We start from the raw sequence: 13,900 nt of genomic DNA, 5'->3' as shown, positions 1-13,900 counted from the left end.
GTGATCATCTACGCGGACCTCTACGTTACATATGTTACGCCGATGTGACATTTGATCAGGAGCATGCTTTGGAGAGCCAGGAACTGATGGTGCGGGCCTCGTGGCTCTATCATGTCGAGGGGTTAACCCAGGCGCAGATTGCCGAGCGGATGAATCTCACGCGTCGTCGCGTTAACGAGCTCCTGTCAGAGGCGCTGGCAACCGGACTGGTGCGTGTGACGTTCACCTCTCCGCTTGCCGAAAACGTGCGGCTCGAGGGCGAGCTCTGCAAGAAATTCGCCCTGACCGAGGCAATGATCGTTTCGACACCTGCGGACGAGACCTTGCTGCATGCCGTTCTCGGTCGCGCCGCAGCGGCATTCCTGGACAGGCTCATCGATGTGCACCGACCGCGATCGATCGGCGTCGGCTGGGGCTCCACGCTCCGCGAAACCGTCCACCAGATGACCCGCAGCCATATGCCGGATCTGGAGGTCCGCTCCATGATGGGCGGTCTGACCCGAGGCACCGAGATCAACACATTCGACATCGTTCGCGGCTTTGCCGCGGTCCTGGATGCCAAATGCCATTACTTCGCGGCGCCGATCTATGCCGACGGCGAGGCCTCCCGCGCCCTGATCATCGAACAACCTGTTTTCAAGGAATTCCTCATGAAGGCGGCGTCGGTCGATCTGTCCTTCCTCAGCGTCGGAGACCTGACGAAGAAATCGCTTCAGGTAAGATACGGTCTTCCGGTGAGCGTCGACAGCGGCGAGTTGGCAGCATCAGGCGCCGTCGGCGACCTGCTCGGCCACTATCTGGACGAGCGCGGAGATCCGGTCGACCATCCCCTCAACAGGCAGGTCATATCGCCAGACCTTGAAAGCTACCGCATGATCAAGACCCGCGTCATCGCCTCGGGAGGCGTGCACAAGCGCCGTGTCATCAGCGCGGCACTGCGCGGGAAACTCGCAACCGCACTCGTCACCGATTTAGACACGGCCCGCTGGCTGTTGAGCGCAGAGAACTGACTGCGTATCCCGCGTGCCTTGAGAGGAATCCGCCGCTTGGCTATAGCTGTATCCGCACCGTCATCGCTCGTCGCTGCGAACCCGTCATTGCATTTTCCGCGATAAATATTTACTAAAAGAATGTCGGAGCCTGCACCTCGACGCCGGGCGGCTACCCGAAAGGAACTGAAAGACAGAATGGTAACGATCAAGGAAATCGCCAAGGCGGTGGGCGTATCCTCCGCGACAGTGTCGCGGGTGCTGAATTACGACCCTGCCCTGTCGATCTCCCCCGCCAAACGGCAGGCGATCATCGAAACGGCCGAGGCGCTGAACTACGAGACGCCGCGCAATCGCAACAGGGCGGGCGGCCAGACGGCCCCGAGCCTGCTCACCAGGCTCGTCATCGTACACTTCCTCGAGCCTTCCGACGAAATCGCCGACCCCTATTACATCGGCGTACGCCTCGGGATCGAGACGCGTTGCCGCGATCTGAAGACTGAGATCGTCAAGGTCTTCCACTCCGATGCCCTACCCGAGGCCGGATTGCTCTCGGGCGCCTCCGGCGTCATCGTCATCGGCAAGCATTCCGACCACGAGATTGCCTGGCTGAAGCAGCACGCACGCCACCTCGTCTTTGCCGACTTCGACCCGAAGGACGATGCACTCGACAGCGTCTTTTCCGATGTGGAACTTGCCACGCAAAAGATCCTGGATGCCTTGAAAGCCGCCGGATACCGCCGCATCGGCTTTATCGGCAGCCACGAGAAGCTCAACGACAGTGTACAGCGCTTCGCCGAAAAGCGTTGCGCTGCCTATATCGACTGGCAGCGGAAGGACGGCACTTTCGAACCTGACCTGCTTGCGCTCGCCGACTGTTCCTCGGGGCAGAGCCTGCGGCTCGAAACGGGGTATCGGCTCGCCCACGAACTTCTGGCTCTCGCCGAGCAGCCGGACGTCATCGTGACGTCGAACGACAATATGGCGATCGGCGCCTACCGGGCACTCCAGGAGGCAGGGCTCTCCATTCCGAAGGACATCGCCGTCGTTTCCTTCAACGACATTCCCGTCGCCCAGTTCCTGACACCACCGCTGACAACCGTTCGCATCCATAGCGAACACATCGGCGAGACGGCCGTCGATCTTCTCCTCGAGCGCCTCTCCGGACGCAGTTACGGCAAGCAGGTGCGCATAGCGACCGAGCTGATCTGGCGCGACAGTTGCCGCAAGCCCCGGTAAACGCGGCGATTTTCACAAGTCGCGACTGCAAAAAATATTTACTAAATTTTACTTGCGCACAGCTCCGATTTCGGTAAATTTTGCGCTGACGGCAGAGAGAGGGAACCTGCCGCATGGGTTTCTTGGGAGGAAACAATGGGCAATAGGACGATTCTGTCTCGCTTCGCGGCCGGCGCGCTCGCCGGCGCGAGCCTTCTCGTATCCAGCGCGGCCTTCGCCGGCGAGATCACCATCTGGTGCTGGGACCCGAACTTCAACGTTGCCATCATGAAGGAAGCCGGTGCCCGCTACACGGCAAAGCACCCCGAGACCACCTTCAACGTCGTCGATTTCGCCAAGGCTGACGTGGAGCAGAAGCTCCAGACGGCGCTCTCCTCGGGGACCACCGACGCGCTGCCGGATATCGTCCTGATTGAGGATTACGGCGCGCAGAAATACCTGCAATCCTTCCCCGGCGCCTTTGCCGCGCTTTCGGACAAGGTCGATTACTCCGGCTTCGCCCCCTATAAGGTCGAGTTGATGACGCTCGACGGCGCCGTCTACGGCGTCCCCTTCGATTCCGGCGTCACCGGGCTCTACTACCGCAAGGACTATCTCGAACAGGCAGGCTTCAAGCCGGAGGACATGCAGGATCTCACCTGGGACCGCTATATCGAGATCGGCAAGGCGGTGGAGGAGAAGACCGGCAAGAAGATGCTCGGCCTCGATGTCAATGACGCCGGTTTCGTCCGCATCCTGATGCAGTCGGCCGGTAGCTGGTATTTCGACAAGGACGGCAATCTCTCAATCAAGGACAACGCCGCGCTGAAGGCTGCGCTCGAAACCGAGCAGAAGATCCTCCAGGCCAACATCCACAAGCCGGCCGCCGGCTGGACGGAGTGGGTCTCGACCTTCACCTCAGGCGATGTCGCAACCGTCACCACGGGCGTCTGGATCACCGGCACGGTGAAGGCGCAGGCCGACCAGGCCGGCAAGTGGGGCGTCGCTCCCATTCCGAAGCTGAATGTCGAGGGTGCCTCAAATGCCTCCAACCTCGGCGGTTCGAGCTGGTACGTCATCGACAGCTCGGCCGAGAAGGACGAGGCGATCGATTTCCTCAACGAGGTCTACGCCAAGGATATCGACTTCTATCAGAAGATCCTGACCGAACGCGGCGCCGTCGGCTCTCTGCTCGCCGCCCGCACGGGTCCGGCCTACGGCGAGGCGGACGCCTTCTTCGGCGGCGAAAAGGTCTGGCAGAACTTCGCCGACTGGCTGGCGAAGGTTCCCTCCGTCAACTACGGCATTTTCACCAACGAGGTGGATACCGCCGTGACCGCGCACCTTCCCGATCTCGCCAAGGGCGCCAATGTGGACGAGGTCCTGAAGGCCATCGCCAGCCAGGCCGAAGGCCAGATCCAGTAGTTTCTCCCCCGGCGGGCGGCGGACACCGCCCCACCTTCCGGAGCATCCCTTCCTCGCGAAGGGATGCTCCGGCCCTTGTTCCTGGCAATGAAGATATTCCCATGGCTGCCGGAAAAGCAGGCGGATTGAAACGATATCACGATCTGAACGGCTGGCTGTTCATCGCCCCGTCGATCCTGCTCATCTCGATCTTTCTCGTCTATCCGATCCTGCGCTCGCTTTACCTGTCCTTCTTTTCGGGCAAGGGCATGATGATGAAGTTCGCCGGCTTCGGAAACGTCGCGCGGCTTTCGAACGACCCCGTTTTCCTCCAGGCGCTCACCAACACGATCACCTTCTTCGTGGTGCAGGTGCCGATCATGATCGTGCTGGCGCTGCTGCTCGCCGCGGTACTCAACAACGACCGGCTGAAGTTCATCGGCTTCTTCCGCACCGCAATCTTCCTGCCCTGCGTCGCCTCGCTGGTTGCCTATTCCGTGCTCTTCAAGAGCATGTTTTCCGTCGACGGTGTGGTGAACCAGGCCCTTATGGCACTTCACCTGACCGACGCGCCGATCGGCTGGCTGACCGAGCCCTTCTGGGCAAAGGTGCTCGTGATCCTCGCCATCACCTGGCGCTGGACCGGCTACAACATGATCTTCTATCTCGCGGCGCTGCAGAACATCGACAGGTCGATCTACGAGGCCGCGCGGATCGATGGCGTGCCGGCCTGGGCGCGTTTCATCTACATCACCGTGCCGATGCTGAAGCCGGTGATCCTCTTCACGACGATCATCTCGACGATCGGCACGATCCAGCTCTTCGACGAGGTCTACAACCTGACCGAAGGCCGCGGCAGTCCGGCAAACGCGACGCTGACGCTCTCGCTCTACATCTACAATCTCACCTTCCGCTTCATGCCGAGCTTCGGCTACGCGGCGACGATCTCCTATGTCATCGTCATCATGGTGGCGCTCTTCTCCTTCCTGCAGTTCTATGCTGCGAGGGAGCGCTCATGAACGCCGCGCGTCTCACTGCAGCCACGCTGCAATACGTCTTTCTCGGCGTCGCCGCCTTTCTTTCGCTCTTCCCGTTCTTCTGGATGGTGATCAGCGCGACCAATACGTCGATCGACATCATCAGCGGCAAGACGAGTTTCGGCGGCGCATTCGCGACGAACGTCGCGAACTTCTTCACGCTGGTCGACGTGCCGCTCGTCTTCTGGAACTCGGCCAAGGTGGCGGTCCTCGCCACGCTTTCGACAATCCTCGTCTCGTCGCTTGCCGGTTACGGCTTCGAGATGTTCAAGTCGAAGGCACGCGACCGGATCTATTCGCTCGTGCTGCTGACGCTGATGGTGCCCTTTGCAGCGCTGATGATCCCGCTCTTCATGATGATGGCGAAGACCGGCCTCATCAACACCCATGTCGCGATCGTGCTGCCGACGGTCGCCTCCGCTTTCATCATCTTCTACTTCCGCCAGTCGACCAAGGCCTTCCCGACGGAGCTGCGCGACGCGGCAAAGGTGGACGGCCTCAAGGAATGGCAGATCTTTCTCTACATCTACGTGCCGGTGATGCGCTCCACCTACGCGGCCGCCCTCGTCATCGTCTTCATGACGAACTGGAACAGCTATCTGTGGCCGCTCATCGTGCTGCAGTCGAACGAAACCAAGACGATCACCCTCGTCGTTTCCTCGCTCGCCTCCGCCTATTACCCCGACTACGGCGTGGTCATGATCGGCACGATCCTCGCCACGCTTCCCACCCTGATCATCTTCTTCCTCATGCAGCGCCAGTTCGTGCAGGGCATGCTGGGCTCAGTGAAATAGGAATACCGGTCCATGCGCATCATCGAGAATTTCAACGGCAACTGGCTCTTTCGCCACGGCTTCGAGCCGGCACGCGTCTCCGCCCTGCAGGAGGGCGAGACCGTTCGCCTGCCGCACAGCGCCGTCGAGCTGCCCTATAATTACTTCGATGAGACCGAATACCAGAAGCCGTTCACCTATCAGAAGGTCCTCGCCTGGCGACCGGAATTCGAGGGCCGCGAGGTCTCGCTGGTGTTCGATGCCGCAATGGCCGACAGCGTCGTCTATGTGAACGGGCGCGAGGTCGTCGCCCACAAGGACGGCTATACGCCGTTCGAGGCGCGGCTCACGCCCCATCTCGTACAGGGCGACAACCTCGTCACCGTCAAGGTCGACGGCTCGGAGAACCCGGAAATCCCGCCCTTCGGCGGCCAGATCGACTATCTCTGCTACGCCGGCATCTACCGCGACGTCTGGCTCAAGATCGCAAGCCCTGTCTCGATCGGCAACGTCAAGATCGAGACGCCCGATGCGCTCGCGGACAAGAAGAGCGTCACCGCCCGCGTGTTTGTCGCCAACCCGGAAGAGCGGGCCTTCTCCGGCAAACTGACCGCGACCATCGCCGACAAGAGCGGAACCGAGCTCGCGTCCGCATCTGTAGCGCTCGACGGCAAGGAAGCGCTTCTCACTTTCTCCGATCTCGCCGGCATCACGCTCTGGGACATCGACAATCCGGCGCTCTACACGCTCTCGCTCTCGCTCGAAACGGAGCATGGGAAGGATAAGTTTGCACAGCGTTTCGGCTTCCGCACGGCGCGCTTCACGCCGGACGGTTTCCTGCTGAACGGCAAGCCGCTGAAGCTGCGCGGGCTCAATCGTCACCAGTCCTGGCCACATACGGGCTATGCCATGGGCCGGCGCGCGCAGGAGAGGGACGCCGATATCCTCAAGCACGAGCTCGCCTGCAACATCGTACGCACTTCGCACTATCCGCAGTCGAAGTGGTTCCTCGATCGTTGTGACGAGATCGGCCTGCTGGTCTTCGAGGAAATCCCCGGTTGGCAGCATATCGGCGGCAAGGTCTGGCAGCAGGAGTCGATCGAGAACGTCCGCCGCATGATCGAGCGCGACTGGAACCACCCGTCGATCATCATCTGGGGCGTGCGCATCAACGAGAGCCAGGACAATCACGATTTCTACGCCGAGACGAACCGGCTTGCCCGCGAACTCGACCCAACGCGCCAGACCGGCGGCGTGCGCTTCATCACCGATTCGGAGCTGCTCGAAGACGTCTACACGATGAACGACTTCATCCTCGGCAACGAGGAACTGCCCGGCAACAATCGCGGCCGTGTCGTGTTGCGGGACAGGGTGGAGACGACCGGCATCACCCGGCCGATCCCCTACATGATCACCGAATATAACGGCCACATGTACCCGACCAAGCGCTTCGACCAGGAGCAGCGCCAAGCCGAGCATGTGACCCGTCACCTTCTGGTGCTCAACGCAGCCGCGGGCGACGGCAATATCTCCGGCTCCACCGGCTGGTGCATGTTCGACTACAATACCCACAAGGATTTCGGCTCGGGCGACCGCATCTGCTATCACGGCGTCCTCGACATGTACCGCATCCCGAAGCTGGCGGCCTATGCCTATGCGAGCCAGGGCGATCCGGAAAAGAACGTCGTGCTGCAGCCGGCCACCTTCTGGGCGCGCGGCGAGCGCAATATCGGCGGCGTGCTGCCGCTGATCATCCTCACCAATTGCGACTATGTCGACGTCAAGTTCGGCGAATGGCCGGCAAAGCGGATCTATCCGGACAGGGAAACCTATCCGCACCTTCCGCACCCGCCGGTCGTCCTCGACCTGCGGACCGTCACGCAGGAGGAATTCGGCTCCTGGGGGCGCGTCTGGCGCGAGGGCACCATCACCGGCTATCTCGACGACAAGGTGGTCAAGACGCTGGTCCTGCCCGCCGATGCGGTTCCCGCAACCCTCGACGTCAAGGCCGACGACACCGCGCTGCGCGCCGGGGAAAAGGATGCCGTGCGCGTCGTCGTGCGCGCCCTCGACCAGTGCGGCAACCTGTTGCCCTATTTCGAAGAGCCGGTCTCGCTTTCACTTTCCGGCCCCGGCCGTATCATCGGCCCGACGGACCATACGTTGAAAGGCGGCGCCACCGGGTTCTGGGTGGAAGCCGGCGACGAGCGGGGCAGCATCGAACTTGTCGTCACCAGCCGCCGCTTCGCCTCCCAGTCCGTCACCTTCACCGTCAGCTGAGATCCCGCCATGGCCGATGTTCGCCTCACCGACATACGCAAGCGCTTCGGCGCGCTGGAGATCATCAAGGGCGTCGACCTGACGATCGGCGCGGGCGAGTTCGTCGTCTTCGTCGGTCCGTCGGGCTGCGGCAAGTCGACATTGCTGCGCATGATCGCAGGCCTCGAGGACATCACCTCCGGCGAACTGACGATCGGCGGCACGGTGATGAACGACGTCGATCCGTCGAAGCGCGGCATCGCCATGGTCTTCCAGTCCTACGCGCTCTACCCGCACATGACGGTGCGCGAAAACATGGGCTTTGCCCTGAAATTCGCAGGCATGGACCGGCAGGAGATCGCCCGGCGCGTCGACGATGCGGCGCGCATCCTCGAGCTCGGACCGCTTATGGACCGGAAACCGAAGGCGCTCTCCGGCGGCCAGCGCCAGCGCGTCGCCATCGGTCGCGCCATCGTCCGCCATCCGGACGTCTTCCTCTTCGATGAGCCGCTCTCCAACCTCGACGCGGAGCTGCGCGTGCACATGCGCGTCGAGATCGCCAAGCTGCACAAGGCACTGAAGTCGACCATCGTCTACGTCACCCACGACCAGGTGGAAGCGATGACGCTCGCAGACAAGATCGTCGTCCTGCGGGCGGGCGTCGTCGAACAGGTGGGTCCGCCGCTCGAACTTTATGATAACCCGGCCAACACCTTCGTCGCCGGCTTCATCGGCTCTCCACGGATGAATTTTCTGAAAGGCCGGATCGCCGCGGTCGGCGACGGCCATGCGACCGTTGTGCTTGCAAGCCGGCCCGATGTCCGGCTCGACCTTCCGGTCCGGTCGAGCGCGGTTGCCGCTAGCGATGAGGTGAGCCTCGGCATCCGGCCGGAACATTTCCTTCCCGCCGGCGAAGGCGACGCCGACCTGACCATCGATGTCGATGTGGCCGAGCATCTCGGCAATACGAGCTATATCTATGCCGATCTCTCGGCCGACGAACGCATCATCGTCGAGCAGGAAGGCTTTCGGTTTGAACAGGACTGCAGCCAGTTGACGGTGGGACTCGCCCTCGGCAAGTGCTTCCTCTTTGATGCGGGCGGAGTGCGAATTCGATGAGTCTCACACCCGGCTCTCGACGGAGAAAGCCGGAACCTCGGGCGGCGTGTTGTCCGGGCCTTGCACCGTCGCGCTGCCCTTCTCCGGCAGCCGGTCGGTGAGTTGCCTACCGATAGTCCGGAATTCAAGGTGATGTGGAACGTCAGCGAGATCGGCGGCACGCGTGAAGGCGTCCCCCTGAATATCTCGTAGGGGAAAGGAAACGCAACCGGACGGGCATTTCACGACGAGCCCGCGCTGACCGTCTAAACCCGACCCACGGCGCTTCGCCGGGGCCCGCGCCCGAACTCGCAACGGCAAACCCGGCTGGGTCTCGACGGGGGTGCCGACCCGGGCCGCGCGACCGCAGCAGATTACAGTCCAAGTTTGGGTGCATCGGACGATCGACCTGTCATGCACGGATGACCGCCGGTATAGCCGATTCCGAATGCGCGATCCCCTGGTGCATGATTCGTGTTCCCCAATCGATTTGAGGCGGCTCATTCCTCCGACGTCGCACGGCAAGAATATGGTGAATAATGTATTTCGTCGGCGGTTTGCGGCTTTTGCGTAACTCGTTTGCAGCGGAGCGAGGCCTGGCCAAGGACATTTTTATCCGCCTGGTCAGCCGCTTCAGCCAGCTTTTCCTTGTTCTGTTCGCATTGGCCTTGCTGCCGGCCCAGACGTGGGCTGCATCGGCGGGGTGCACGGCGATCAATGGCGATTGGAACAATCTCTCGAACGTGTCCTTCACGAGGGACTATCCGAGCGGGATGTTTCAAGCCGCGGACCAGGTTTCCTTCACTCTGGCTGATGGCCTCCCCGACCTTTTTGGCAACACGTTCTCTATGAGCGGTCTCAGCACGGGCACTACTTATGTCTACTATGCCGATGGGTATGGTCCCGGCAGTGCATCAACGACAGTGTCTGGAACGGAGCTCACGAGTTCCGGGCTGAAGATTAATATGCAGTACGTCTTGTCCAGTTTCAGCGTTACGGTCACCTGCACATCTGGCCCCTCCATCACCACGCAACCATCGAACGCGACGATTGCCGCCGGGGGCAACACCACCTTCAGCGCCACCGCGTCGGATGCCACGAGCTATCAGTGGCAGGTCGATACCGGCTCCGGCTTTGCGAATGTGGCGAATGGCGGTGTCTATTCCGGCGCGACCACCGCGACGCTTACGATCACCGGCGCGACGGCCGCAATGAGCGGCTATAAATATCAACTTGTGGCGTCGGCATCGGGCAAGCCCGATGCGACGTCGGATTCGGCGACGCTGACGGTCGCCAACCCGCCGGCGATCACCGCGCAGCCGTCGGCATCGACGATCTTTGCTGGCGGCAACACATCCTTCAGCGCCACGGCATCGAACGCCACGAGCTACCGGTGGCAGGTCGATAACGGCTCCGGCTTTGACAATGTGGCGAATGGCGGCGTCTATTCCGGCGCGACCACCGCGACGCTCACCATCACCGGCGCCACCGCCGCAATGAACGGCTATGTCTATCGTGTGGTGGCGTCCGGATTGGTCACTCCTGCCGCGACGTCCAATTCGGCGGCGCTGACGGTCAATTTGTCCAGCCCGACGATCTCGCTCGCCGCCTCCGACACCACGCCAACGCTTGGTGCAACGGTGACCTTTACCGCGACGCTCGCCGGCGGCGCCTCGCCAGGCGGCACCGTCACCTTCAAGGGCGGCAGCACCACGCTGGGATCCGCCACCATTTCCGGCACCACCGCCACGTTTGCCACCACAGCACTCGCCGTCGGTGCGAATTCGATCACGGCGGTCTATGGCGGGGATAGCAACAATGCCACGGCCACTTCGTCGGCGATCAGTGTTACTGTGACGGCCCCGACGATCTCGATCTCGCCGACGTCCGTTCCGGGAGGAACGGTCGGTGCGAGTTACAGTCAGTCTCTCACTGCCTCCGGCGGGACCGGGCCCTATACCTTCGCGGTTACAGCCGGGGCGCTTCCTGTGGGCCTGACCCTGTCATCGGGTAACCTCCTCAGCGGCACGCCCATTGCAGGCGGCACCTTCAACTTCACGGTGACAGCGACAGACAATGGCGGCTACACCGGATCCAGAGCGTACAGCCTGACGGTTGGCGCCCCGACGATCTCGATCTCGCCGACGACCCTTCCGGCGGGAACGGTCGGCACGATTTACAGCCAGTCTCTCACTGCCTCCGGCGGGATCGCGCCCCATACCTTCGCGGTTACAGCCGGGTCGCTTCCTGCTGGCATGAGCCTCTCGGGCGCTGGCATCCTCGGCGGCACGCCGACGGTGGGCGGCACCTTCAACTTCACGGTGACAGCGACAGACGCTAGCGGCTACACCGGATCCACAGCGTACAGCCTGGCGGTCGGCCAGGGCTCTCCGACGATCACGCTTGCGGCCTCCGACACCGCACCGTCGCTCGGCGCCTCGGTGACCTTCACCGCAACGCTCGCCGGCGGCGCCTCGCCAGGCGGCACCGTCACCTTCAAGGACGGCGCCACCACGCTGGGATCCGCCACCATTTCCGGCACCACCGCCACGTTTGCCACCGACGCGCTGACCGTCGGTGCGCATTCGATCACCGCCGTCTATGGTGGTGATACCAACAACGCCACGGCCACCTCGGCCGCCGTTACGGTGACGGTCGGCCAGGTCGCTCCGACGATCGCGGTCTCCGCCTCCGATACGGCACCCGCATACGGCGGATTAGTAACCTTCACCGCGACGCTGACCGGCGGCGCCTCACCGAGCGGCACCGTCACCTTCAAGGACGGCGCCACCACGATCGGAACCGGGACAATCTCGGGCACCACCGCAACCTTCAGCACCGCGGCACTCGCCGTCGGCGCGCATTCGATCACCGCGGTCTATGGCGGCGATACCAACAATGCCGCGGCCACCTCGGCCGCCATTACGGTGACGGTCGGCCAGGTCGCGCCGACGGTCACGCTTGCCGCCTCCGATACGGCACCCGCATTCGGCGGATCAGTAACCTTCACCGCGACGCTGACCGGCGGCGCCTCACCGAGCGGCACAGTCACCTTCAAGGATGGCGCCACCACGATCGGAACCGGGACAATCTCGGGCACCACCGCAACCTTCAGCACCGCGGCACTCGCCGTCGGCGCGCATTCGATCACCGCGGTCTATGGCGGCGATACCAACAATGCCGCGGCCACCTCGGCCGCCATTACGGTGACGGTCGGCCAGGTCGCGCCGACGGTCACGCTTGCCGCCTCCGATACGGCACCCGCATTCGGCGGATCAGTAACCTTCACCGCGACGCTGACCGGCGGCGCCTCACCGAGCGGCACAGTCACCTTCAAGGATGGCGCCACCACGATCGGAACCGGGACAATCTCGGGCACCACCGCAAGTCTCACCACGACCGCACTCACCGCCGGAGCGCATTCGATCACCGCGGTCTATGGCGGCGATACCAACAATGCCACGGCCACCTCGGCCGCAGTCACGGTGACGGTCACGGCGACGGCCTCGTTCACCTTCACGCCCGCAGGCGGCGCGCTGAAAGCGGCGATGGCGGGCGAGGACTACGCCCAGGCAATTTCCGCGACCGGCGGAACGGGCACGCTGACCTACCGGCTCGCCTCGGGCACTCTGCCCGCAGGCCTGGTCCTCAACGTCTCGACGGGCGAACTGACCGGCCCGCTCGATGACGGTGCGACCGTTGCCAATTACAGCTTTGCGATTGAAGTGCGCGACGGCACCGGTGCGACGGGAATAGCAAGCTACACGCTTGAGGTCACAGAGCGCACCGTGTCCGTCGCCGACAGGCTCGTCACCGTTCCGGGCGGCGGCACGCCGCCCAACATCAACCTGCAGAGCGGCGCCACCGGCGGTCCGTTCAGCGGAGCGGCCATCGTTTTCGTTTCGCCCGCCAGTGCCGGAACCGCAAGTATCGTCAGGGGCGAGTTCGCCCAGGCGAGCGCCCTCCTTCCTCTTGGCTGGTATCTGAAGTTCATCCCGAACCCGGCCTTTTCCGGGACGGCACGTGTCGGCTTCAAGCTGACAAGCGCACTGGGCGTCTCCAATACCGGAACGGTGACCTACGCGCTGGGGCATGATCCGGCCAAGGTTGCCGCCGAGATTGACGGCCTCGTGCACGGCTTCGTCCAGACGCGGCAGAACCTGATCGCCTCCACCATCACGGTTCCGGGACTTCTGGAACGGCGCCAGGCGGAAATGGCCACCGATCCCGTGACAATGCGCATGACGCCGTCGGAGGAAGGCATGACCGCCACCTTCTCGACCAGCCTTGCGCAGCTCGAATCGGCACGCGACAACGCCGACGGCCTGTCCGGCACCGCCTCCTCACCGTTCAACATCTGGATCGACGGCACTCTGATGGCCCATAACCGGGAGGAGAATGGCGGCAGGTGGGGTGCCTTCGGCATGCTCAACCTGGGCGCCGACTACCTGCTCTCGGAAAAGGCCCTGGTCGGCCTGTCGTTCCACTATGACCGGATGAACGATCCGACGGAGGAGGACGCGGAACTCACCGGCAATGGCTGGCTTGCCGGTCCATACGCCTCCTTCGAAATCGGCAAGGGCGTGTTCTGGAACACCAGCCTGCTCTATGGCGGCTCGGCGAACGATATCGACACCGGCTCCTGGGACGGCAGCTTCGACACCACGCGCTGGATGATCGACACGGCCATCACGGGCCAGTGGCAAATCGACGAGTCGACGGTGCTGACGCCGAAGGCCCGGGCGGTCTACTTCGATGAAACGGTCGAGAATTATGCGGTACACAACGCCACGGGTGACGAGGTCTCTCTCGAGGGCTTCGACGAGGAACAGTTCCGTGTCAGCCTCGGCGCCGAAATCAGCCGGTCCTTCACGCTGGACAACGGATCGAAACTGACACCCAAACTCGGCGTCACCGGCGGCTTTGCCGGGCTGGATGGGTCAGGCATGTTTGGCTCGCTCTCTGCCGGGATGACGCTGCAGACCGCCGATTTCTGGATGCTTGACGTGAGCCTGCTGTTTGGAATCGAGGGCGACGGCCAGAGATCCGCGGGCGGAAGGGTCGGAGCCACAAGGCAGTTCTGAAGAACGGATCGACAAAAAAACAGCCGCCGTGGGAAGCC

Annotated in this window: 9 protein-coding genes; 8 read left to right on the top strand and 1 reads right to left on the bottom strand. The window is 62.8% G+C overall.

The window, feature by feature from the left end:
- Nucleotides 1-68: 68 nt before the first annotated feature.
- From ACM6UT_RS11240 to ACM6UT_RS11210, 7 genes are all read left to right on the top strand, one after another.
- Complete coding sequence (locus ACM6UT_RS11240) at nucleotides 69-1,010, top strand: sugar-binding transcriptional regulator (protein ID WP_416797424.1); 942 nt, start codon at nucleotides 69-71, stop codon at nucleotides 1,008-1,010.
- A 177-nt stretch (nucleotides 1,011-1,187) separates the two neighbouring features.
- Complete coding sequence (locus ACM6UT_RS11235; RefSeq protein WP_416797423.1) at nucleotides 1,188-2,228, top strand: LacI family DNA-binding transcriptional regulator; 1,041 nt, start codon at nucleotides 1,188-1,190, stop codon at nucleotides 2,226-2,228.
- A 135-nt stretch (nucleotides 2,229-2,363) separates the two neighbouring features.
- Nucleotides 2,364-3,632, top strand: a complete 1,269-nt coding sequence (locus tag ACM6UT_RS11230; RefSeq protein WP_416797422.1) for an extracellular solute-binding protein — start codon at nucleotides 2,364-2,366, stop codon at nucleotides 3,630-3,632.
- A gap of 101 nt (nucleotides 3,633-3,733) precedes the next feature.
- A complete protein-coding gene (locus tag ACM6UT_RS11225) occupies nucleotides 3,734-4,630 on the top strand; it encodes a carbohydrate ABC transporter permease (protein ID WP_416797421.1) in 897 nt (298 codons plus the stop codon).
- The gene (locus ACM6UT_RS11220) at nucleotides 4,627-5,442 is read left to right on the top strand and encodes a carbohydrate ABC transporter permease (protein ID WP_416797420.1); all 816 of its coding nucleotides are present in this window, start codon (nucleotides 4,627-4,629) and stop codon (nucleotides 5,440-5,442) included. Before ACM6UT_RS11225 ends, ACM6UT_RS11220 begins: the two co-directional genes overlap by 4 nt.
- Nucleotides 5,443-5,454: 12 nt before the next feature.
- Nucleotides 5,455-7,701, top strand: coding sequence for a glycoside hydrolase family 2 protein (locus ACM6UT_RS11215; RefSeq protein ID WP_416797419.1), 2,247 nt, complete (start codon nucleotides 5,455-5,457; stop codon nucleotides 7,699-7,701).
- 9 nt (nucleotides 7,702-7,710) lie between these two features.
- On the top strand, nucleotides 7,711-8,799 hold the full coding sequence (locus tag ACM6UT_RS11210) for an ABC transporter ATP-binding protein (protein ID WP_416797418.1): 1,089 nt from the start codon (nucleotides 7,711-7,713) through the stop codon (nucleotides 8,797-8,799).
- 391 nt (nucleotides 8,800-9,190) lie between these two features.
- On the opposite strand, the gene ACM6UT_RS11205 is transcribed toward ACM6UT_RS11210, so the two are convergent.
- On the bottom strand, nucleotides 9,191-9,532 hold the full coding sequence (locus ACM6UT_RS11205; protein ID WP_416797417.1) for a hypothetical protein: 342 nt from the start codon (nucleotides 9,530-9,532) through the stop codon (nucleotides 9,191-9,193).
- 211 nt (nucleotides 9,533-9,743) lie between these two features.
- Here ACM6UT_RS11205 and ACM6UT_RS11200 point away from each other — a divergent pair, with 211 nt between their 5' ends.
- The gene (locus ACM6UT_RS11200) at nucleotides 9,744-13,862 is read left to right on the top strand and encodes an Ig-like domain repeat protein (protein WP_416797416.1); all 4,119 of its coding nucleotides are present in this window, start codon (nucleotides 9,744-9,746) and stop codon (nucleotides 13,860-13,862) included.
- Nucleotides 13,863-13,900: the final 38 nt, after the last annotated feature.

This window comes from Ciceribacter azotifigens (assembly GCF_048159625.1).
GTDB classification, from domain to species: domain Bacteria; phylum Pseudomonadota; class Alphaproteobacteria; order Rhizobiales; family Rhizobiaceae; genus Allorhizobium; species Allorhizobium azotifigens.
The sequence above is the reverse complement of the archived record's forward strand: the minus strand, read 5'-3'. Positions and strand labels throughout refer to the sequence as shown.